The following is a 21,310-nucleotide window of genomic DNA, read 5'->3' as shown; positions in this document are numbered from 1 at the left end:
GGGATGCGCCATGATCGAGCTAAACACAGGCGTGCCCGGTTCGGGTAAAACGCTCTCCATGGTCCAGCAACTGGCCGCGCTCGTGGGCCGGTGGGAGCGGCATCCGGAAGAGGCCAGGCCGATTTTTGTACACGGCATTCCTGAATTATCCCTTCCACATGCGGCTATGCCGCTGCTTTCCGTCACCGTTGGGCAGCTTGGGCTATCGGAGGTCATCCCGGACTGGCAAGCCATGCCCCATGGCTCCCTCGTCATTATCGATGAATGCCAGTGCGCGTTTCCTCCACGCTCCACGCAATCAAAGCCGCTGCCGCATGTGGCGTGGCTGAACGTGCACCGGCACAGTGGTTTCGATATCTGGCTGACGACGCAGCATCCCAAACTGATGGACGGTTCCGTGCGCGCCCTGGTCGGCAAGCATAAGCATTTCCGCCGCCTGTTCGGTGGCCAGCGCGCCATGGTCTACGAATTTGATGCGTGTAATGACGGCCTGGGCGGGCTCAAGAACGCGGTCAAGAGTTACTGGGCCTATCCGAAAAAAGCGTACACCTGGTACAAGTCGGCCGAAGTCCACACCAAACAGCGCTTCCGCTTGCCGATATGGGTCTTTATCCCCGTGCTGGCCGTGGCTCTCGGCGTGGTGTTTGTTCCCCGTGCCTATTCCGCTTTGACGCGCACGATTAGCGGCAAAGGCCTGCATGATCCAGCATCCAGCGCGGCCACGCAAGTAAGTGCCGCGCCGGTGCTTGACATGCGCACCTTTTCCACCACCGTCACCGCGCGCGGCTATTTCAATCATGGGGGCGCGATTACCTTGCTCCTTTCAGACGGCCGAGTGATTTTCCAGCCGCAGCAATTCAAGGTTTTTCCGGGCGGGTATGAGGCGCAAATCGCGCCAGACTTATGGGTGAGGGGAGGTGTGCAATGAATCGGCTATTTCGGGTTCTGCTTTTTCCAATGATTTTTCTCGCAGCTTCGCTGCCCATCGCGGCGCAGCCGCTAGGGCCGTCCACCATTACCCTCAATTTTGCCGCGGTGCCTGTTGTAGCCTTTATGCAGGCGACGTATAAAAACCTACTGATGCGCGACTACGTGATTTCGCCGGAAGTACTGGCCCTGGACCGGCAATTCAGCATCAACATCAAATCCCTGCCTGTGGAAGAGGTGCCAGCGTTTGTCGATGGGCTGCTGAGGGCGCAAGGCATTCGAACCCGCATCAAAGACGGGGTGTATTACCTGGAAATGGCGCCAGCCAGCGCTGAAAAAGCCGCGACCGAACTACCGCAAGCAGCCCTTGCTTCCGCTTCCGCCGCTGGCTCACTGCCTGAACGCGACGGCGCCCCCTTCGATGTGGTTGAGCTTTATGCGCCTCGCCACCGGCCCGCCGAATTCCTTGTCACTGCCCTCAATGCGGCCTTTGGCGCGCCGTATGCGCGGCTGGCTGGTGTCGCCGTGGCGCTCTCCGTGCCCGCCGCACGATCAGCCGATGCGCGCCGCTTGCTCGAAGCCCTCGATGAACGGGGCCGCACCGTCGAGGTATCCGCATCGTTTGTCGAGGTGCTACGCTCTGACTCCACCTCAAGGGGCCTGTCGCTGGTCGCCTCCACGCTGGCCGCTCGGTTTGGCGCGGCATTTTCTACGTCCACCGGTTCGCTGAGCGTGTCAGCGGGCGGCTTCCAGCTGGTGCTTGACGCGCTGCGTGCTGACGGCCGCTTTAAGCAGGTGTCGAATTCGCGTGTCCTGGGCGATGAAGCGGAACACTTGTTGCTGACAGTCGGGGATGAAACTCCCACTATCGCCAGTTCGGGCCGCGACAATCAGGGCAACGCCGTGCAAAACATCGTCTACCGGCCATCGGGCGTGATTCTCGATGTGACGCCGCGTGCCGCTGGCCCTGGGCGATTGTCGCTGACCGTCGACGGGCAAGTATCGTCCTTTCAATCCACGGTCAATGGCGTGACGGGTTCGCCCACGCTGCTCAAGCGCCAGGTGAAAACCTCCGTGACCATAGCCGATGGCGAAGTGGTGATTATTGGGGGGCTGGACGATACGCGCTCGTCTACGGCGCACAGTGGATTCTCATTCCTGCCGCGCTCCTGGGGCGGCGGCACGTCTTCCGACTCGCATACGGATCTGGTGCTGATCTTGAGCGCCCGCGTGGCTTCCGCGCTCAATTAGCGGCCTGGAATGGCCTTGACAGTACAAGCGGCCCGCAGGGCGGGCAAAATCTTTTGGGTATCTGGAATCGGCGGTGGACGTTGGGGTAACAGCTTATTGGCTGAGGCGGTATTCGATGCGGGCGACCCGCATAGTTTAAAAAGTTTTAGCGGGCAGACTTTAGCGCTATTTATTTCTCAGATGTCTCACGTCGAATTCAGGCCCCATTCATGAAGACAACATTATCAGCAGGCAACGAGTGGCGGTCGCGCTGCTTGCAGCGGCGGCCGCCGCAAGGCGGCCTAAATTTATATTAGGGACACTTAAGCACACCACAGGAGATTCGGTACTTGCATTAAAGAACTCAATTCTCTTTTCCATAAAAAAACTCCAAGCATCGGCAAAATGCTTGGAGTCTTCGATAACCCTGCCACACAGGAGTACCGAATGAATGAATTAAATGATGAAAGCTCGATTTCGTCAATAGATTTCTCTTCTGTCGAGCAAGATATTGATATAAGCAGGCCCGACTATTGGAACGATGATGGTATTAAGAATACCTGGAACGATACCTACACGGCGCGACGCCGTGTATTTCCAGACGGACAGTGCGAAGTAACTGTCGTTAAGGAACGTTTCTTTATCGGTCCAGCGTTGCGGCGAAAACCACGAGCGAAACGCGGCGAATCAAGCCAGCGCGAAGCGAATGACGACGACGCCGGCAGACGCGCAAAAAAGAATGTGCGTCTTTGCTGCAAGCAAATCGGCGCTGATCGCATGGTGACGTTGACTTACCGAGAAAACATGCTGGACCGCGAACTTGCATTAAAGCACTGGAAGGCGTTTTGTCGAAAACTTGGTAAGCATAAACAATTTCATTATGTCGCGGTCATTGAGGAACAGGCCCGTGGCGCTTTGCATTTTCATGTGGCAGTCGCTGGACGGCAGATGTATGCGCTGCTTCGCTCGATCTGGCAGAGCATCCTGGGGCGCGGCCCGAACGGCGAACAGATGGGCCAAGTCCACGTGCGCGATCCGCACCGTTTCGGCTTCGGCGTGGCCGGGGCGCACAAGATCGCCAGTTACATAGCGAAATACTGCGGCAAAGAAATGCAGTGCAGGGCGCTTGACCAGAAACGCTACTTCCGCTCCAGAGGCATCGTGGTGCCGGAAGTCGATGTATGGCGGGTGCCGTTTTGTACAAACATGCTGCGCGCTGCGCAGGTCGCGTTTCAGGCGCTTTCGGGCCATTGCATGGACGGCTTGCAGACTTGGTGCAACAACAATCTCGGCGTCGTGTACCTGGCGACTGCACCGGGATTGCCACAAGTGGTGGACGATTGTCCGTTCTGACAGTTACTCCACCTTGATTGACGGGGAGGAGGGAACTGACATGGGAAAGTTTGATGCTAATTCACTGCGGATACTTGAACAGATAGAGGATGAATTCCGTAATCAGTACTGGATCATTCGTAACTCCCGGCGGACAAACTGGAAAGCAGTGAACCGTACGAGGATGCTAGGCGATTTTATGTACATGCTTGGGGTGCCTAAATGGGCAGTGCAACAGGCCCGATATTGTTTGCGTTTGCGTGTATGTGAGCGTTGTTTTAAGGACGAGATTCGCTGTCATGGAATCTGTGATCGTGCGATACGGGGAGACTTCGATAGCCAAAACTAGAATTGAAAAAGGAGATTTTCACAACTTATTTTGTAGGTTTGCAACATTTGAAGTAGCTTTTAAGCAATTTTTGCGGTTAGAATGCGAGAAGTACCGCAGAATTTCCTTAAAACACATGTCCATTGTGCCTTTTTAAGTAGCTGTGGCCATTTTAATCTTAAAGTAAGGCCAAGTGAAAAAACACATTTGATGCCTTAAAAAGGAATATATGTCAATGGAATTTGAGGTTGTAATAGATACCCAACAATATGCAGTAGACATGAAATCTGGATTGGATACATTGAAAGGTGTTTCTGATGCTACACGCTGTATTGCCCAGACTGTGCTTGAACGTAAAGTTCCTGTAAGGAAAACGGCACACGCACCAGTGCGAACCGTAATGAAACGCACGTTTGAAGGGTCCTACGGTCAAAAATTTAGCATTGATGTATTTGATGATATTCTCCAAGCTAAACTTACCGCTATTGGACAATCTGCATTTTCTGAAATTATTTCTTTCTATTTAAATGAATCTATATATATTGAGATAAAAGATTTGTCGGGCAAGGCGCAAGAGATAATAGATTCTCTCGGGAATTTATCGCAAGAACTTACTGATCGATTACGTATTACTGCAGTAACGAATATTCATGCAGTTACAAAAAATTTCGGCCACGATGTAAGAGTTCAATATAGACAACGTGATGGCATAAAGCTTTTAGTGGAATTCAATGGCGAGTCAGTAAGAACTCTTGATTTGGAGCGCTCTAACGAGGAAATTGAAATACTAGCTGCGATAACTCGATTTAATACTAAGACAGGAAATGGTAGGCTTCAAATAAAAGGGGCGAATGAAACCGTGGCCTTCGGATTTTCTACCGAGTATGAGAGTATTTCGATGATAGGGAAGAAGAAGTTTTCTATAAATTTGAATGATAACAATGGCATAAAGCCTGAATATCATTTACATATGAAGCTGAAGGTTTCCCCTGTTCGGATTCACAGTCAAAAAATAGTGAAATATATTGTGGAGGGTTATGAAAGTTAATTGGTATAGATTCTTCGCCATAACTGCTATGGTCCTGGTGGGATTGACTTATATAGTCAAATTCTGCGGCTTTGGGGCATCCACTGCTGAAGATTTTGCGGTATGGGGGCAGTTTGGCGACTATATGGGGGGATCGTTGAATCCCATATTAAGCTTCATATCTATTATGCTACTTATAAAATCGCTTAATCTGCAGAATGAAACAAATTTGGATTTGCGAAATGAATTAAGGGAGAACAAGCGAAATGAAAAGTTAAGATCGTTAGGGCTTCTATTTTTTAATATGATAAATTCGCAGAAATTATTGCTGGATAATTTCTCGTTTGATTTCCCCAATGGGATGATGCCTGAGAAACGTGGTGCGGCAGCAATAATGCACATTGAGGATGGAGTTCATCTTCTTCGGCAAATAGGGGCAAAAGATACTGCAATTACTAATTTTCTGGCGGCATTGGATTCAACTGATCAAATCTATGGGATTCTTCGCGCGTTTTATATCACTGTAAAAATGGTGACTGAGAAACTAAGTGATGAAAATGATTTTACAGCCAACGATAGAAGGGAGCATTTATTGACATTGATTAATTTTACGGACTACGCACAATTCAGACTTGTATTGATGGCCGTTCAATTTTTAGACGTTCATGGGGCGAGGTATCTCAAAGAGAATAAGGACTTTATGGCAACACTAAAAGAAGTTAAATCGGGAATCAATCTTTACTGAAGAGGAGTGGTTCAGATCAAGACCCGAAAGCATGTAGACCCAAGCATGGAGCAACCACAAGTATCTTCCACTCCGACTTCTTATTTGACATAATATAAATTATGCGAAATTGTGGATGGATTTGAGAAAACCTCCAGTTTGCCAGTTCCCCAATCGCAAATGCGATTTTCCCCCTCTGCGCGCCGCTGTCGCTGATGCTGCGCAGCCGCGCTTGAACGAGCTGCATGAAATACGGCTCGTCCTCGTCTGTGTGCGGTTTGTTCACGCCCAGATTCGCGCGCAGGTGCAAGTCTGGCGCTGCGATGATGTTGGCGACCAGGTCTGCCACGCTCCTGCGCAACACCACGGTGCCGTTGAGTGGCGCGCGGCGCGTCGTTCGTTCGTCGCCGACTTCGTCTTCGTTCGTCACCCAGGCTGGGTGCACGATGGCTTATGCGAGGCCCGGTGCTTCGATGGCGTCGGCGGCGCGGCGGAATGGTTTCAGGTGTTGCGCCAGCCTGGCGTTGGTCCATTCGCCGATGTGCCGGGACCTTCATCGTCGATGCCCATCGACAGGATGAAAACCAGGCGTTCAACACCGGAGGCCCGCATGGCGGCAATGATGCTGTTGACCTGGTCTCCCATGCCGTTGCCCAGCAGATTGGCGTGAATCAGGACATGGAATCCGGTGAGGCGTGCCGGCCTGGCGCCTTGTCTCGTGGTAAATTGCCGTCCGTGAGAAGTATCTCCAATACCTACAATATCAATGAAATCAGGCGTTTGCCGACTATTTTGCATGAGAAGTCTCAAGATCCGCATGACCCAGCAGCCTGCACGCACGGCGTTGCTTTTAGCGCCTTGCCGGCGTTTCCTGTCCCTTGCCGGCGCGCTGGCCATCGCGGCCGCCTTGTGCGGCTGTGCCAGCAAGCCTGGGCCTTGGCCTGCGCGCGCCCTGCCGGCGTCGGCTGCCGTGACGGTCGATGCCACGCAATTCCTGTCTAGAAAACAACTGGTGGACTGGCAAGTGGACCTGGACGAGCGCCGCCTGCGCGCCACGGGTTCGCCCCGGCATGAAGCATATATCGACGTCCTGCATGAACGCCTGGCGCGCGCCGGTGTCAAACAACTGCGCTTCGAGCCGGTCAGTTTCCGGCAATGGTCGGTGCAGCCGGAAGACTGGGGCCTGGAAGTGGTCCACGACGACAGGTCTGGCGTGCTGCCCACGGCTGGCTACATTCCGTATTCGGGCGTGACGCCGCCGTCTGGCATTACGGGGCGCATCGCCTATCTGGCGCCGGGGGCCAGTCCCGATGCCAGCCTGGCCGGCAAGCTGGTGCTCGTCGACATGCCCGCCGTGGCGTGGACGGGCAAGGTTTTCCATCGGTCCGCCGTGCATGTCCACGATCCGGACCACGCCATGGGGCCGGACACGCCGTATGCGCGCCAGTTCCAGATGTTGGGGCCGTTCATCTCCCTGCTGGACAGCCTGCAGGCAGCCGGTGCGGCGGGCGTGATCGTCATTCTCGATACGCCGCCCATGTCGATGAACGGCTTGTATGCGCCTTACGACGGCAAAGTGCGCCAGCTGCCCGGCATGTTTATCGACCGTGACCGGGGTCGGCGCCTGCGCGAGAGCGTGCTGGCGGGCACGGCGCCTGTCTTGCGGCTGACCATGGCTGCCACTGTGCGGCAGGTGCAGACGCGCAACCTGGTCGGCATCATTCCCGGCAAGTCCGCGGAATTGATGGTGCTGGGCAGCCACACGGATGGCACGAACGCGCTGGAAGACAATGGACCGAACGCCATCGTCGACATGGCCCAGTACCTGGCGCGCTTGCCGCAGGACAGCTTGCCGCGCAGCGTCATGCTGCTGTTGACGAGCGGCCATTTCGCGGGCGGCGTGGGCATGAAGCAGTTTATGGATCGCCACCAGGACGATGGCTTGATGCAAGGTATCGCCACGATGCTCACCATCGGGAACTTGGGCGCGTTGGAAGTGCTGTCTGACAGCAATGGTTACTTGCACCTCACGGGCAGGTTCGAGCCGGCCGCCGTGTTTTCGCCGCGCACGCCTGCCCTGATGGACGCCTCCTACGCCATGCTGAAGCAGGCCGATGCGGCGCCCGCGTTCGTGCTGCCAGCCTCCAGTCTTGCGGGCGATGGCGGTCCGAAGACTGCCGCCTGGCCTGGCGCAGGCCAGTATTTATGGGAGGCGCAGCGCATTCCCACGGTGCATTACATCACGCAACCGACCTATTTGCTCTACTATGGCATCGACAGCGTGACCCGGCTGGATTACCGGCTGATGCAGCGCCAGACCGTGGCCTTGACGCAAATGCTGCTGGACCTGTCGCGCGTGCCGTATGCCGATTTGCGCAAGGAAACGGTGCCATAGACCTTGCCTGGCGTCCACCGCCCTTCCCCGCCCTGCTTCCGGCGCATTCCGGACACCATACCAGCGCACTGGAAAACAGGCACTGGTATGGCCCGCATCGCCCATCTGCTGGGGTAATGCCGCAACTGGTATTGTGATCTTGCGCAAAGAATAAAACCAGTTGACTACCACCTGCAATGCTTGCACTCTGAAAAATCGGACGGTGTCCAGCCGCCCGGCCATGCTAAAAAATACACAAGGAGATGCAATGAACCGGACAGTCATGAATACCCTCATCCTTACCCTCTTCGGCGGCACCCTGGCGGCCTGCGGCGGCGGCAGCGGCGACGGATCCAGCGGCGGCGCGAGCCAGCTGCTGGCCGGCGCGACCGCAGCAGTGGCCTGCTACACGCCGTGGAATAGCGGCACCGCCTACAACGGCGGCGGCCAGGCCAGTTACAACAACGTCAATTACACGGCCAACTGGTGGACGCAGGGTAATAACCCGTCGACCAGCAGCGGCGGCTCCGGCAGCGGCCAGCCCTGGACGGCGGTGGGAGACTGCGGCACGCCGACGCCGACTCCTACCCCAACGCCGACACCCACGCCTACCCCGACACCTACGCCGACTCCCACCCCAACGCCGACGCCGACGCCGACGCCAACACCAACGCCGACACCTACCCCGACTCCAACACCCACCGGCCTGGCCAAGCACGCGCTGATCGGCTACTGGCACAACTTCACCAACCCCAGCGGCGCCACGTATCCAATCAGCCAGGTCAGCGATGACTGGGACGTGATCGTCGTCTCGTTCGGCGACAACGCGGGCGGCGGCAATGTCAGCCTGACCATCGATCCGGGTGCGGGCACGGAAGCGCAATTCATCGCCGACGTGGCGGCCAAGCGGGCCAAGGGCAAGAAAGTCATCCTGTCGCTGGGCGGGCAAAACGGTTCTGTTTCCGTCGGCAACACGGCCGAAGCGACGAATTTCACCAACAGCCTGTACGCCATCATCACGAAATATGGTTTCGACGGCATCGACCTGGACCTGGAAAACGGCGTGGCGCAAGGCGCGGCCATCCAGACGTATCTGCCGATCGCCGTGAAAAACCTGAAAACCAAGGTCGGCAGCAGCTTTTACCTGTCGATGGCGCCCGAATGGGTGTATGTGGAAGGGGGATACACGAGCTATGGCAGCATCTGGGGCGCCTACATTCCCATCATCAACGCCTTGCGCAGCGAGCTGACGGTGCTGCACCCGCAGTACTACAACAATGGCGACATTTACACGCCGTACGCGACGGGCGCCATCAAGGCGGGTTCGTCCGACCAGTTGGTGGCCACGGCGCGCATGCTGATCGAGGGGTTCAATTATGGCGGCAATACCTTTGCCGGCCTGCGTCCGGACCAGGTGGGCTTCGGCGTGCCGTCGGGGCGCAGCTCGGCCGGTTCGGGCTTTACGACGAATGCCGACGTCAGCAATGCCCTGAATTGCCTCACGCGCCTGCTCAATTGCGGCACCATCAAGCCGCTGCAGGCGTATCCGGACTTCCGCGGCGTGATGACGTGGTCGATCAACTGGGACCGCCACGACAACTATAATTTCTCCGTGCCGACGAAGAATGTGCTGAAAACCCTGCCGTAACGGCCCAGGCCCGACTGCGCATGCGAGCTTGGCCGCTCACATGCGCAGCAGCGCCGCGCCCAGCAAGCGCATGTGCAGCGCCACGCCCTGGCGCAACGCCTCCCCTCCTCCTTGCGCATGCTTGATACCATCCATGGTGGCCACCAGCAAACCGGCCACCTGCGCGGCGGTCGCGTCCACCCGGCGCAGCGCGATATCGCCCGCCGCCTCGGCCTGTTCCAGCGCGCCGGCCAGCGACGCCACCAGTGTTGCCCGCGCCGTCAAGGTGATGTCGGCGGCCAGGGTCATATTGGCGTCGAACAATTCCTGTCCATGGGCGCTGGCGGAAATTTCCGCCATCAAACCTTGCTGGAATGCCAGCAACGCCGTTTCGACGCGCGTGAAGACGGGGCCGGGTTCGGCCAGCGCCGCTGCCACTTGCGCCATGACAGTGGCATGGGCCCGTTCGGAACCGGCGCGGAACACGTCTTCCTTGTTCTTGAAGTGCAGGTACAGCGCGGCGCGCGACATATCGGCCGCCTGCGCGATGTCGAGCATCGATGTCTTGCGGTAGCCATAGCGGCAAAACACGGCCAGGGCCGCGTCGAGTATGCGCTGGGTCTTGAGGGTGTGGGGTGACATGCTGGCATATTGACATTTTATATATATAGTGTCAACATGGCTTTTGGACAAATTACGTCAAAGTGTCAATCTCCACAGCGAAGGATGGAATCATGCAAGAACAGCACCCTGGCTCCGAGGCGGCCATGCAGGAACAATTGCGCGACATCGAACGCGGCCGCCTGCGTGCGCTGGTCGACGGCGACGTGGCGCTGGCGCGCACCCTGCACGCTGACGATTTTCAGCTGGTCACGCCCATCGGCGGCTTGCTGTCCCGGGAAGAATACCTGGGCGCCATCGCGGCGGGCCACATGCGCTATCTGAGCTGGGAACCGGGCGAGATCGCCGTGCGCGTGCATGGCGATGCTGCCGTGCTGCGCTACCAGGCCCAGCTTGAAATCCATTTCGCCGGCCAGGCCGTGCCCCGCTCGCGCTACTGGCATATCGATAGCTATGAGCGGCGCGCTGGGCGCTGGCAAGCCGTGTGGTCGCAGGCGACGGCGATACGCTGACGGCCAGGGCGGCTGCGGGAAGTGTGCGCAGCAGGGGCAATTGATATTTCTCAAACCATAGCCTCAATCTATGGGTTCGGTTGAAATATTTTACTTCCTTTTGTAAATGAGAATCGTTACTATTTAAATCAAGGATAAGCGAATTCAACAGAAAGGAGCATCCCTTGTTCACAGCCATCAAAACATTCAGCCAGGTCTGCACGCACATGTCGATCGCCTTCGGCCTCGCCTACTTGCTGACGGGGTCCCTGGCGCTCGGTGGCTTGGCCGCGATCATCGAACCGATCATCAACGTAGCCCTGTTGCCGTGGCATGAAAAAGCCTGGCACGCGATCCGCCGCCGCTACGCCGCCAGCCGCCTGGGCATTGCCGCCCTGGCCGGCGAAAAGCTCAGCCAGACGACCTTGCACATGGGCGTGGCCTTCGGCGTCATGTACTGGGCCACGGGGTCCATGGCCTTCGGCGGCTTGCTGGCCGTGGTCGAGCCGATCTGCAATGTGATCGTCCTGCCCCTCCACGACCGGCTGTGGGAAAAAGCCCGCTTTCGCCTGGAAAGCCGCGGCGCGGCCCGCCTCGCCGCCCTGTAATCGTCCTTCTTAATTCCCTGCCCACACGGATGGGCGACGCTGCCGCCACGGCGCCGCCCGCTCCAGCTGCCCAGCCAGGCGCAGCAGCACGCCATCCTTGGCGTAGCCGGCCATGAACTGCATGCCGATCGGCACCCCCTCATTTGACATGCCCAGCGGCACGGACATGGCCGGCAAGCCCGCCACGTTCGCCAGCGGCGTGTACGGCGAATGTTCGAACAGGCGCGCCGTCCAGCCAATGCCGTCAAGCTGTTCCTCCTTTTCGCCATAGCGGCCCAGTTGCCACGGCATATCCGGCAAGGTGGGCGTCAGCAGCACGTCGTACTGGCCGAACAAGGCGCCCGCGTGGCGCGTGACCGTGTTGCGCACGTCGAGGGCCGCCACGAAATCGACCGCAGAGACCGTCTTGCCGTGGCGGTAACAGGCCAGGGTCGCCGCTTCCAGGGTCTCCAGCGACACGCCGCGCCCGCTCTCCTGCGCCAGGCCATCGATCCACGGCACCAGGTTGGCGCACCAGATGCCGGCATTCGCGTGCACGAACGCTTCCCACGACACGCCCAGCGCGGGCGCCACTTCTTCCACGTGGTGGCCCAGGCTTTCCAGCAGGCGCACGGTGGCGTCCAGCGCGGCTTCGATGGCGGGCACGGGCCGGGTGCCATTGCAGGCGGCGCGCTGCACGCCGATGCGCAACTTGCCCGGCGCCACGCCCACCTGCGACAGCCAGCTGTGGCCGGGCGGATTCGTCACGTACGGTTCGCCTGCCATCACGCCCTGCACAGCATCGAGCAAGGCGGCGCTGTCGCGCACGGTGCGGCTCACGCCCAGCTGCACGCCCAGCCCGCTGAAGATTTCATCCATGGCGGGGCCGTTCGAGACCCGGCCACGGCTCGGTTTCAAGCCGAACAGGCCCGTCGAGGCGGCCGGTACGCGGATGGAACCGGCCGCATCCGTAGCATGGGCCAGCGGTACGATGCCGGCCGCCACGGCCGCCGCCGCGCCGCCGCTGGAGCCGCCCGCGCTCAAGGCCAAGTTCCAGGGATTGCGCGTGGCACCGTAGAGCACGGGTTCCGTGGTGGTGGCAAACGCCATTTCCGGCGTGCTCGTGCGGCCGAACGTCGCCAGGCCGGCTGCGCGGAACTGCGTCATCAGGTGGGAGTCAAATGCGGCGACATGGCCGGCGCCCAGGCGGCTGCCCGCTTCGCTGCGGCGGCCCGCCATCGTGACGGCCACGTCCTTGATCAGGAAGGGCACGCCGGCGAACGGCGCAGTGCTGAGTGTGCTGTCGATGGCAGTCAAATCCGCCAGCCACAGCTCGACCACGGCATTGATCAGCGGGTTGACGGCGGCGCAGGCGCGCGCGGCCGCGTCGTGCAATTCGGCAGCCGAGACGTCGCCGTCGCGCAGCAGCTGGGCCAGTCCAAGACCATCAAAGCTTGTATATTCATGGAGTTGCATCAGTTTATTCCTGTAATGGATGAAGAGTGGATATCACAGGAACTACTCTAGGGCTTGCGCTATCATAGTGGAAATGAATAGTTGATATACGAGGTATAGTCATGAACAATTTGCACAAGCTGGACTTGAACCTGCTGCTGACCCTGAACGCCCTGTTGATTGAACGCAACGTCACGCGGGCGGCGGCGCGGCTGCATCTGAGCCAGCCGTCCGTCAGCGTGCAGCTGGGCAAGCTGCGCGCCGCCTTCGACGATCCGTTGCTGTTGCCCGGCCCGCGCGGTATGTTGCCGACGGCGCGGGCGCTGGCCCTGTTCGCGCCGCTGCAAGCCGTGCTGGCCCAGCTGGAGCAAGTCTTGCAGCCGGAACAGGCGTTCGACCCGGCCACGGCCGAGGTGCGCTGGAACCTGGCGGCGGCCGACGCCACCGAGTATGCGATTCTGCTGCCCATGCTGCCGTCCCTGCGCGCGCAGGCGCCCCTGTCGCGCATGGCCGTGTTCGAAGCCGTGCCGGCGCGCATGGCGCACGCGCTGGAAAACGGCCAGGTCGACCTGGGCTTTTTGGCGCAGGAAGAAGCGCCGCCCGGCTTGCGCCACCGCACCCTGTTCACCGAACATTATGTGCTGGCGGGCCGCCGCGACCACCCGCTGCTGCAAGCGCCGCCCGACCTCGAGCGGTTCTGCGCGCTGGAATTCATCGTCGTCTCGCCCAACGGCGGCGGTTTCCGCAGCAACGTCGATACGGCGTTGGAAACGCTGGGCCGGACGCGCAAGGTGGTGCTGTCCGTGCCGCATTTCCTCATCGTCCCTCCCCTGCTGGCGGCGTCCGACATGGTGGCCCTGCTGCCGTCGCGCCTGCTGAAAAACGCCCTGGGCGACCTGCGCACGTGGGAGCCGCCCGTCACCCTGCCCGATTACGAGATGGCGATGGTGTGGCACGAGCGCATGCACCTGGACCCGGCGCACCGCTGGCTGCGCGAGCGCATCATGGCGTGGAACGAAAAGCCCGCTTGAGCCATTGACAAAGAGCATCAGGCCGTATACTGTCTCGCTTTATTACTAACTAAGTTAGCTATTTATTTGTATGAAGACTGCTGCACTGCCTCGCTGGCCCATTTTACTGGTCATGATCGTTTCCGAGATCATGGACCTTGCCGCATCCACCATCGTCAACGTCGGCGGACCTGCCCTGATCGAGTCGCTGGGCGCCAGTTCCGCCCAGATGCAATGGGTCATCGGCGGCTATGCGCTGGCACTGGGCGCCGGCCTGGTGCTCGGCGGCAGGCTGGGCGACCGCTACGGGCGGCGCGCCATGTTTCTATACGGCCTGGCCGCCTTTACCATCGCTTCGCTGTTGTGCGCCGTGGCGCCGACCATCGCATTGTTGATCGTCTTTCGCCTGCTGCAAGGGCTGGCCGGCGCGATGCTGTTGCCGCAAGGCTTGGGCTTGCTGCGTGAAAACTACCAGGGACCGGCCCTGGCCAAGGTGTTTGGCATCTTCGGCCCCATCCTGGGCCTGGCGGGCATACTCGGCCCCGTGCTGGGCGGGATGTTGCTCGAAGCGAACGTGTTCGGCCTGGGCTGGAGAGCCATGTTCCTGATCAATATTCCGATCGGCATCGCCTGCTTCCTGGTGGCGCGCCGTTACCTGCCCCACCGTCCGGGAGACCGCTCCGTCCACATCGATGTCCCCGGCGCCAGCCTGCTGGTGCTGTCATCCGTATTCCTCGTCTTGCCGCTGGGCGAGGCGGGAGCGTGGCCGGCGTGGGGATGGCCGATGCTGGCGATGGCCGTGCTGGGTTTCGGCCTGTTCGGCCTGCGCCAGTCCGCGATGGTGCGCGCCGGGCAGACGCCGCTCATCATGACGTCGATCTTCCAGCGCTCCGCCTACACGGCCGGGCTGGCCGGCATTGCCCTGTTCTTTTGCTCGCTCGTCGGCATGCAGCTGGTGCTGACGCTTTTCTTGCAAATTGGACATGGATTGACGGCGGGCGAAGCAAGTATTGCCAATCTGCCATTCGCTGTGGGCACGGCATTCGGCGCCACCCTGAGCGGCGCCTTCCTGGCGGCCCGTTTCGGGCGCAAGGTGCTGCAACTGGGCGCCGGTGTCCAGCTTGCCGGCGTGGCGCTGCTGCAATTTGAACTGGGCAATACGGCGGTATTTTCTGCATGGCATGTCGTGCCCGGCATGCTGGTTTGCGGTATCGGCGCCGGCCTCGTGATCGCAGCCTTGTTCAGCATCATTCTGGCGTCGCTGGACAACAAGCAGATCGGCTCCGGTTCCGGCGTGCTGTCTGCCGTGCAATCGATCGCCGCATCGATCGGCGTGGCCCTGTTCAGCGGCGCATTTTTTGCCGCGCATCCCGCCCTGACGCCGGACCGGGCGCTCAGCGCCGCATTGACGATCCAAACCGGCATACTCATCGCCTTCATGGGCGTGACATTCTTCTTTCCCACTGCTGCAAAATCTGAACTTGAGGTAAATCATGCATGACCAGCCAACACACAATCAAGCATTCGCGGCCGACGATCCCCGCGGCATGCACATCGCCGGCGATGTCATCGGCCGCCAGTTGCAGGATATCGCGATCCTGACCCGTGAAACGGCATTGCACCTGAGCAACGCGATGGGCATCAACCAGACCGATTTGGCCCTGATGGAGCAATTGATCACGCACGGTCCTTTGTCTCCGAATGAACTGGCCGCGCGCCTTGCCGTCACCACCGCGGGCGTGACGCTCGTCATCGACCGCCTGGAACGGGCCGGCCACGTGACGCGCGTACGCCAGCAAGACGACAAGCGCCGCGTGCTCGTCCATCCCGTGCCAGCCTCGGTGGCGCAAACCTACACGCATATCGCGCCGATGCTCAACGGACTGGACGCGGTGCTGAGCGGCCTGTCCGCCGGCGAACGGACGACGATAGAACACTTTCTCCAGCAAGTGATCACGGTTTACCAGACCACTTTGCCAACCACAGCAGAAAAGAAAATCAAATGACGATCAAACGAAAAATCCTGATCACGGGGGCCAGCGTCGCCGGCCCGACCCTGGCTTACTGGCTGTCGCGCCTGGGCATGGACGTCACCGTTGTCGAGCGGGCGCCCGAGTTTCGCGATGGCGGACAAACGATCGACGTGCGCGGCGCAGGCAAGCTGGTGGCGCAGCGCATGGGGCTCGAGAGCGCCATCCGCGCCAGGACCACGCATGAGGATGGACTCCGGTTTGTCGACGCGCAAGACCGCACGCAGGCGGAATTCGGCATCGGGGCCTTTGGCGGCAACGGTCCCGTGGCCGAGCTGGAAATTTTGCGGGGGGAACTGGCCAAGCTGCTGATCGGGCATGGCCGCGACGCGGTCGACTACCGCTTTGGCGACAGCATCGCCGCGCTGGAAGAATTGCCCCATGGCGTCAAGGTGCGCTTCGAACAGGGCGGCGAAGCAGTGTTCGATCTCGTCATCGGCGCCGAAGGCGTCGGTTCGCATACGCGCAAACTCGTGTTCGGCGATGAAGTCCGACGCCGCTCGTTCAAGCTCTACACGGCCTATTTCACCATCCCGCGCGCGCCGGGCGACGAACGCCAGATGCGCTGGTTCAACGCCCCTGGCGGCTTGAGCGTGTGCCTGCGTCCCGATAACCTGGGCACCACGCGCGCCCTGCTGTCGTTCCAGGAAGTGCCCAGCGGCTATGAAAAACTGCCGATTGCCGAACAAAAAACCCTGCTGAAGCAGAAATTCGGCGCCCTGAAGTGGGAGACGCCGCGCATCCTGGCGGCCCTGGATGACGCTACCGACCTGTATTTCGACCAGATTTCCCAGGTCAAAATGCCGCGCTGGTCGAAGGGACGGATTGCCCTCGTCGGCGACGCTGCCTATTGCGCCTCGCCCATCAGCGGCATGGGCACGAGCCTGGGCATGTGCGGCGCCTACGTGCTGGCGGGAGAACTGGGACGTCACGACGATCACGCGCAAGCCTTTGCCGCGTATGAAGCGATCATGCGCCCGTATGTTGACCAGGCGCAAAGCGTGCCCACCTTCGCGCCTCGCCTGGCCTCGCCGCACTCGCGCGTGGGGATCGCCATCGGCCATGCGATGTTGCGCATGTCAAACGTGCCAATTATCAAGACGATCCTGGCCAGGTTCCTGACGCCCAAGGCGGATGCCATCGCGCTGCCCGAGTATGCATACATGGCCTGAGGCAGGCGGGCGCGGGCGTTGGCATACACGAATTGTTGCCGCAATGCACTAGGCAAAATTACCTAGTCGATCGAAAGAAACTCCCAATTTTCGCCTTGGGAAGGAATGCGTAAGCTTGGCCCGAATAATAAAGGGTCACCATGAACGTCATTTCCATCCTGCATCGCGGCTCGCGCCGCCCTCCTGCTTCCTCCCCCTCGCTGTTTGGCCGGCTTGTCGTCATGCTCCTGGGCATGCTGGCCTGCTGCGCCAGCGCCTGGGCCGCACCTGCGCCCATGGCCTCGGCCGAGCTGATCAAGCGCGGCGAGTATGTCGCCCGCCTGGGCGACTGCGTGGCCTGCCACACCAGCCCGAACGGCGCCGCCATGGCTGGCGGCCTGGAATTGAAAACGCCGTTCGGCACCATCTACAGCACGAATATCACGCCGGATGCGAAGACGGGCCTGGGCACGTACACCTTCGCGCAATTCGACCGCGCCATGCGCAAGGGCGTGGCGGCGGACGGGCACAATCTGTATCCGGCCATGCCCTACCCTTCCTACGCGAAGATCACGCCCGACGACATGCAGGCCCTGTACGCGTATTTGCAACGGGGCGTGGCGCCCGTGGCGCAGCAAAACCGCGAGACGGACATGAAATGGCCGTTCAGCATGCGCTGGGGCTTGTCGCTGTGGAACGCCGTCTTCCTCGACGACGCGCCATTCAAGCCCGACAGCGCCAAGTCGGCCATGTGGAATCGGGGCAGCTATCTGGCCCAGGGGCTCGGTCATTGCGGCTCGTGCCACACGCCGCGTGGCGTGGCCTTCCAGGAAAAAACCATGGGCCAGGATGGCGGCAGCGGCAAGCATTATCTGTCCGGCTTCACCTTCGACGGTTGGCATGCCGTCAATTTGCGCAATCTGTGGACGCCGGCCGACATCGTGCAATTGCTGAAAACGGGCCGCAACAGCTTCGGCACGGCGGCCGGCAGCATGACGGAAGTCATCACGCACAGCACGCAATACTTTACGGACGGCGACCTCGATGCGCTGGCCCACTACCTGCACGGCTTGCCGGCCAAGCCGGGCGCGGCAGTGCCGCAGGCAAAACCGGCGCCGGCTGTCGCGGCCAGCAACGACGCGCTGTACAACACGCGCGGCGGCCTCGGCTACCTGCAGTTTTGCGCCACCTGCCACCGCCGCGACGGCCGCGGCGTGGAAAACATCTTCCCGCCGCTGGCGCAGAATGATTCGGTGCAGTCGAAGGACTCCACCTCCGTCATCCATATCGCATTGACCGGCTGGCAGTCGGCCGTCACGCAACAGTCGCCCCGTTCCTTCGGCATGCCCGCATATGACCGCCTGTCCGACACGGAACTGGCGGAAATCCTCACCTTCGTGCGCGGCAAGTGGGGCAACCACGGCGCGCCCGTCACGCCCGCCCACATCGCCAAGGTGCGCAAGGAGCTCAAGCTCAAGGCGCCGGATGCGGGCGGCTTCGTCACGCCCCGCTTTGCCGCCCTGACGGCCGATCCGAATGCTAATCAATTGATTCACGGCATGCAGCTGATGACGGAAACGCGCGCGCGCCTGCCGCAAAACGTGGGCAACGACCTCAATTGCAGCAGTTGCCACCTGAATGGCGGCACCGTGGCCAACGGTTCGCCCTTCCTCGGCATTTCCGCCTTCTTCCCGGCGGAAGCGCCGCGCGCCGGCAAGGTCATCAGCCTGGGCGAGCGCATCAACGGCTGCTTCCGCCGCTCCATGCACGGCAAGCCCCTGCCCGTGGACGGCCCCGACCTGCAAGCCATGGTCGCCTATATCGACTGGATGAAGGGCGCCACGCAGGCGAACGACAAGGTGCCGGGACGGGGCGTGGCGAAGATCGACCGCAACCTGCTGCCTGACCCCGTGCATGGCAAAAAAGTGTATTCCGAGCAATGCGCCGTCTGCCATGGCGCGAATGGCGAAGGCATCCGGGGCGCCAACGGCGTGGTGGCTTTCCCGCCGCTGTGGGGCGACCGGTCGTTCAATATCGGCGCCGGCATGGCCCGCACCTACACGGCGGCCGGCTTCGTCAAGGCGAACATGGTGATGGGCCACGGCCAGAAATTCCCGCTGGGGCAAGGCAACCTGTCCGACCAGGACGCCGTCGACGTGGCCGAATATTTTACGCACATGCCGCGCCCGGACTTCCCCGACAAGGTCAAGGATTGGCCGAAGGGCGGCAAGCCCAAGGATGCGCGCTACTGACGCCCCATCGCGTTCGTAATCTGCTACGCTCATGCCACGACCACGCCAAGGAGTCTTGCATGAGCAGCAACATCCACCACGCGGCAGCCGGCGGTTATGCCACGGCGGCCGCCAGCTACGTCAAGGGCCGGCCCGATTATCCGCCCGCGCTATCGGCCTGGTTGCAGGATAGCCTGGGTCTGGGGCCGGGCGCCACCGTGCTGGACCTGGGCGCCGGCACGGGCAAGTTCACGCCGCGCCTGCTGGACACGGGCGCCACGGTGATTGCCGTGGAACCCGTGCCTGCCATGCTGGCAAGACTGGCGGCGGCCTTGCCGCAAGTCCAGGCGCTGGCGGGTACGGCAACGGCCATTCCCCTGCCCGACGCCTCGGTCGACGCCGTGGTCTGCGCGCAAGCGTTTCACTGGTTCGCCACCCCGGAGGCGCTCGATGAAATCTGGCGCGTGCTCAAGCCGGGCGGCAGGCTGGGCCTCGTGTGGAATCTGCGCGACGCCAGCGTGCCCTGGGTGGCAAGACTGGACACCATCGTCAACCAGGCGGAAGGCGATACGCCCCGCTACTACACGGGCGCCTGGCGCCGGGCCTTCCCCCATGCGGGTTTTTCACCCTTGCAGGAAACACATTTTTCCCAGGAACACACGGGATCGCCCGAAGACGTGCTGTTCAACCGCGTGCGCTCCACCAGTTTTATCGCCGCCTTGCCGCCGCAGGCGCGCCAGCGCATCGATGACGAGATTGGCCTGCTGGTCGCGTCGGAGCCGGCCTTGCGCGGGCGGGACAGCATCAGCGTGCCCTACCGGACGGCCGCCTTCGTGGCACAAAAACAGGCCATATAGATGTCTAGTGAACAAGACACAGAACCGCAGCAGGCCGCCCGCCAGGCGGCGGCCCCGTCCGACACCTGGCTGGGCAAGCTGGGCCCCGGCCTGATCACGGGCGCGGCCGACGACGACCCCAGCGGCATCGCCACGTATTCGCAGGCGGGCGCCCAGTTCGGCTTCGGCATGCTGTGGACCGTCTGCCTGACCTTCCCTTTGATGCTGGGCATCCAGGTGATCAGCGCCAAGATCGGCCGGGTCAGCGGGCACGGGCTGGCGACGAATATCCGCCGCCACTATCCGAAATCCTTGCTGTACGCCATCGTCGGCTTGCTGCTGCTGGCCAATGTCATCAATATCGCCGCCGACGTGGCCGCCATGGGCGACGCCTTGACCCTGATCATCGGCGGTCCCACCCACCTGTACGCCGTCGGTTTCGGGCTGCTGTCCCTGCTGCTGCAAGTGTTTATTCCCTACCAACAATATGTACGCATCCTGAAATGGCTGACCCTGGGCTTGCTGGCCTATGTGGCCACCGTGCTGACCGTGCACATTCCCTGGGGCGAAGTGGCGCTGCGCACCGCCTGGCCCCAGTTCGCCTGGTCGGCCGCCTCGGTGACCATGATCGTGGCCGTGTTCGGCACGACGATCAGCCCGTACCTGTTCTTTTGGCAAGCGTCGCAGGAAGTGGAAGACTTGCAGGCGGATGCCGGCGCGCAAGCCCTGCGCCGGGCGCCGGAACAGGCGCCGCGGCAATTCCAGCGGATCAAGATGGACACGGCCATCGGCATGGGCTTTTCCAACCTGGTGGCCTTCTTCATCATGCTGACGACGGCCGTCACCCTGGGCGCGCAAGGCATCACGCATATCGACACGTCGGCGCAAGCGGCGTCCGCCCTGCGCCCCATCGCCGGCGAGTTCGCGTTTGCCCTGTTCAGCCTGGGCATCATCGGCACGGGCTTGCTGGCCATTCCCGTGCTGGCCGGCTCGGCCGCCTACGCCATGGCGGGCGCCTTCCACTGGAAAAACAGCCTGGAACTGGCGCCCCGTGCCGCCAAGAAGTTCTACGGCATCATCGTCACGGCCACCGTGATCGGCGCCGCCCTGTGCTTCACACCGCTCGACCCCATCAAGGCCCTGTACTGGAGCGCCGTCATCAATGGCGTCATTTCCGTGCCCATCATGGCCCTGATGATGGTGATGGCCTCGCGCCCCGCCATCATGGGCACGCTCACCATATCAAGACGCCTGCGGGCGCTGGGCTGGCTGTCGACCATCGTCATGGCAACGGCCGTGCTGGCCATGTTTGCCACCATGGCGTTTTGA

Annotated in this window: 20 protein-coding genes; 16 read left to right on the top strand and 4 right to left on the bottom strand. The window is 60.9% G+C overall.

What is annotated here, in order from left to right:
* The first annotated feature begins 10 nt into the window (after positions 1-10).
* The 5 genes from O3300_RS02985 to O3300_RS02965 all read left to right on the top strand — a co-directional run bounded on the left by O3300_RS02985 (position 11) and on the right by O3300_RS02965 (position 5,589).
* Positions 11-928 (top strand): zonular occludens toxin domain-containing protein, encoded by a 918-nt coding sequence (locus O3300_RS02985; protein ID WP_305051983.1) that lies wholly within the window; start codon positions 11-13, stop codon positions 926-928.
* 29 nt (positions 929-957) lie between these two features.
* Positions 958-2,178, top strand: a complete 1,221-nt coding sequence (locus O3300_RS02980) for a type II secretion system protein GspD (protein WP_305051982.1) — start codon at positions 958-960, stop codon at positions 2,176-2,178.
* Positions 2,179-2,604: 426 nt separating this feature from the next.
* The gene (locus O3300_RS02975) at positions 2,605-3,510 is read left to right on the top strand and encodes a hypothetical protein (RefSeq protein ID WP_305051981.1); all 906 of its coding nucleotides are present in this window, start codon (positions 2,605-2,607) and stop codon (positions 3,508-3,510) included.
* Positions 3,511-4,046: 536 nt separating this feature from the next.
* Positions 4,047-4,865 (top strand): hypothetical protein, encoded by an 819-nt coding sequence (locus O3300_RS02970; protein WP_305051980.1) that lies wholly within the window; start codon positions 4,047-4,049, stop codon positions 4,863-4,865.
* Positions 4,855-5,589: a hypothetical protein gene (locus tag O3300_RS02965; protein WP_305051979.1), complete on the top strand. Its 735-nt coding sequence runs from the start codon at positions 4,855-4,857 to the stop codon at positions 5,587-5,589. The genes O3300_RS02970 and O3300_RS02965 overlap by 11 nt, the downstream gene beginning before the upstream one ends.
* Positions 5,590-5,605: 16 nt before the next feature.
* Here O3300_RS02965 and O3300_RS02960 read toward each other — a convergent pair whose 3' ends face one another.
* Positions 5,606-5,998: a hypothetical protein gene (locus O3300_RS02960; protein ID WP_305051978.1), complete on the bottom strand. Its 393-nt coding sequence runs from the start codon at positions 5,996-5,998 to the stop codon at positions 5,606-5,608.
* 71 nt (positions 5,999-6,069) lie between these two features.
* A complete protein-coding gene (locus O3300_RS02955) occupies positions 6,070-6,366 on the bottom strand; it encodes a hypothetical protein (RefSeq protein ID WP_305051977.1) in 297 nt (98 codons plus the stop codon).
* Positions 6,367-6,385: 19 nt separating this feature from the next.
* Between O3300_RS02955 and O3300_RS02950 the strand changes: the two genes are divergently transcribed.
* The gene (locus O3300_RS02950; protein WP_305051976.1) at positions 6,386-7,963 is read left to right on the top strand and encodes a PA domain protein; all 1,578 of its coding nucleotides are present in this window, start codon (positions 6,386-6,388) and stop codon (positions 7,961-7,963) included.
* Positions 7,964-8,210: 247 nt separating this feature from the next.
* Entirely contained in the window at positions 8,211-9,590 is a 1,380-nt protein-coding gene (locus O3300_RS02945) for a chitinase (RefSeq protein WP_305051975.1), read from the top strand.
* 36 nt (positions 9,591-9,626) lie between these two features.
* Here the strand turns inward: O3300_RS02945 and O3300_RS02940 are convergent, their stop codons facing one another.
* Complete coding sequence (locus O3300_RS02940) at positions 9,627-10,211, bottom strand: TetR family transcriptional regulator (protein ID WP_305051974.1); 585 nt, start codon at positions 10,209-10,211, stop codon at positions 9,627-9,629.
* A 92-nt stretch (positions 10,212-10,303) separates the two neighbouring features.
* Between O3300_RS02940 and O3300_RS02935 the strand changes: the two genes are divergently transcribed.
* Together O3300_RS02935 and O3300_RS02930 are read left to right on the top strand one after the other, a co-directional pair.
* Positions 10,304-10,702: a nuclear transport factor 2 family protein gene (locus O3300_RS02935; protein WP_305051973.1), complete on the top strand. Its 399-nt coding sequence runs from the start codon at positions 10,304-10,306 to the stop codon at positions 10,700-10,702.
* A gap of 164 nt (positions 10,703-10,866) precedes the next feature.
* Positions 10,867-11,289: a DUF2061 domain-containing protein gene (locus O3300_RS02930; RefSeq protein ID WP_305051972.1), complete on the top strand. Its 423-nt coding sequence runs from the start codon at positions 10,867-10,869 to the stop codon at positions 11,287-11,289.
* Positions 11,290-11,298: 9 nt separating this feature from the next.
* On the opposite strand, the gene O3300_RS02925 is transcribed toward O3300_RS02930, so the two are convergent.
* Entirely contained in the window at positions 11,299-12,744 is a 1,446-nt protein-coding gene (locus O3300_RS02925) for an amidase (RefSeq protein WP_305051971.1), read from the bottom strand.
* 101 nt (positions 12,745-12,845) lie between these two features.
* On the opposite strand from O3300_RS02925, the gene O3300_RS02920 reads away from it, so the two are divergent.
* From O3300_RS02920 to O3300_RS02890, 7 genes are all read left to right on the top strand, one after another.
* Complete coding sequence (locus tag O3300_RS02920; protein ID WP_289914858.1) at positions 12,846-13,754, top strand: LysR family transcriptional regulator; 909 nt, start codon at positions 12,846-12,848, stop codon at positions 13,752-13,754.
* A gap of 130 nt (positions 13,755-13,884) precedes the next feature.
* Complete coding sequence (locus O3300_RS02915) at positions 13,885-15,234, top strand: MFS transporter (RefSeq protein ID WP_305051970.1); 1,350 nt, start codon at positions 13,885-13,887, stop codon at positions 15,232-15,234.
* Positions 15,227-15,739, top strand: coding sequence for a MarR family winged helix-turn-helix transcriptional regulator (locus O3300_RS02910; RefSeq protein ID WP_099667977.1), 513 nt, complete (start codon positions 15,227-15,229; stop codon positions 15,737-15,739). Before O3300_RS02915 ends, O3300_RS02910 begins: the two co-directional genes overlap by 8 nt.
* Positions 15,736-16,935 carry an FAD-dependent monooxygenase gene (locus tag O3300_RS02905; protein WP_305051969.1) on the top strand — a complete coding sequence of 400 codons (1,200 nt, stop codon included), beginning with the start codon at positions 15,736-15,738 and terminating at the stop codon, positions 16,933-16,935. The genes O3300_RS02910 and O3300_RS02905 overlap by 4 nt, the downstream gene beginning before the upstream one ends.
* A 221-nt stretch (positions 16,936-17,156) precedes the next feature.
* Positions 17,157-19,166 carry a c-type cytochrome gene (locus tag O3300_RS02900; protein ID WP_369812280.1) on the top strand — a complete coding sequence of 670 codons (2,010 nt, stop codon included), beginning with the start codon at positions 17,157-17,159 and terminating at the stop codon, positions 19,164-19,166.
* A 59-nt stretch (positions 19,167-19,225) separates the two neighbouring features.
* Entirely contained in the window at positions 19,226-20,002 is a 777-nt protein-coding gene (locus tag O3300_RS02895) for a class I SAM-dependent methyltransferase (RefSeq protein ID WP_305051968.1), read from the top strand.
* Positions 20,003-21,310, top strand: coding sequence for an NRAMP family divalent metal transporter (locus tag O3300_RS02890; RefSeq protein WP_305051967.1), 1,308 nt, complete (start codon positions 20,003-20,005; stop codon positions 21,308-21,310). It abuts the gene before it with no gap.

The sequence above is a fragment of the Janthinobacterium sp. SUN206 genome (assembly GCF_030587305.1).
GTDB classification, from domain to species: domain Bacteria; phylum Pseudomonadota; class Gammaproteobacteria; order Burkholderiales; family Burkholderiaceae_D; genus Janthinobacterium; species Janthinobacterium kumbetense.
Note: the sequence above shows the minus strand (reverse complement) of the source record. Positions and strands in the feature narration are given on the sequence as shown.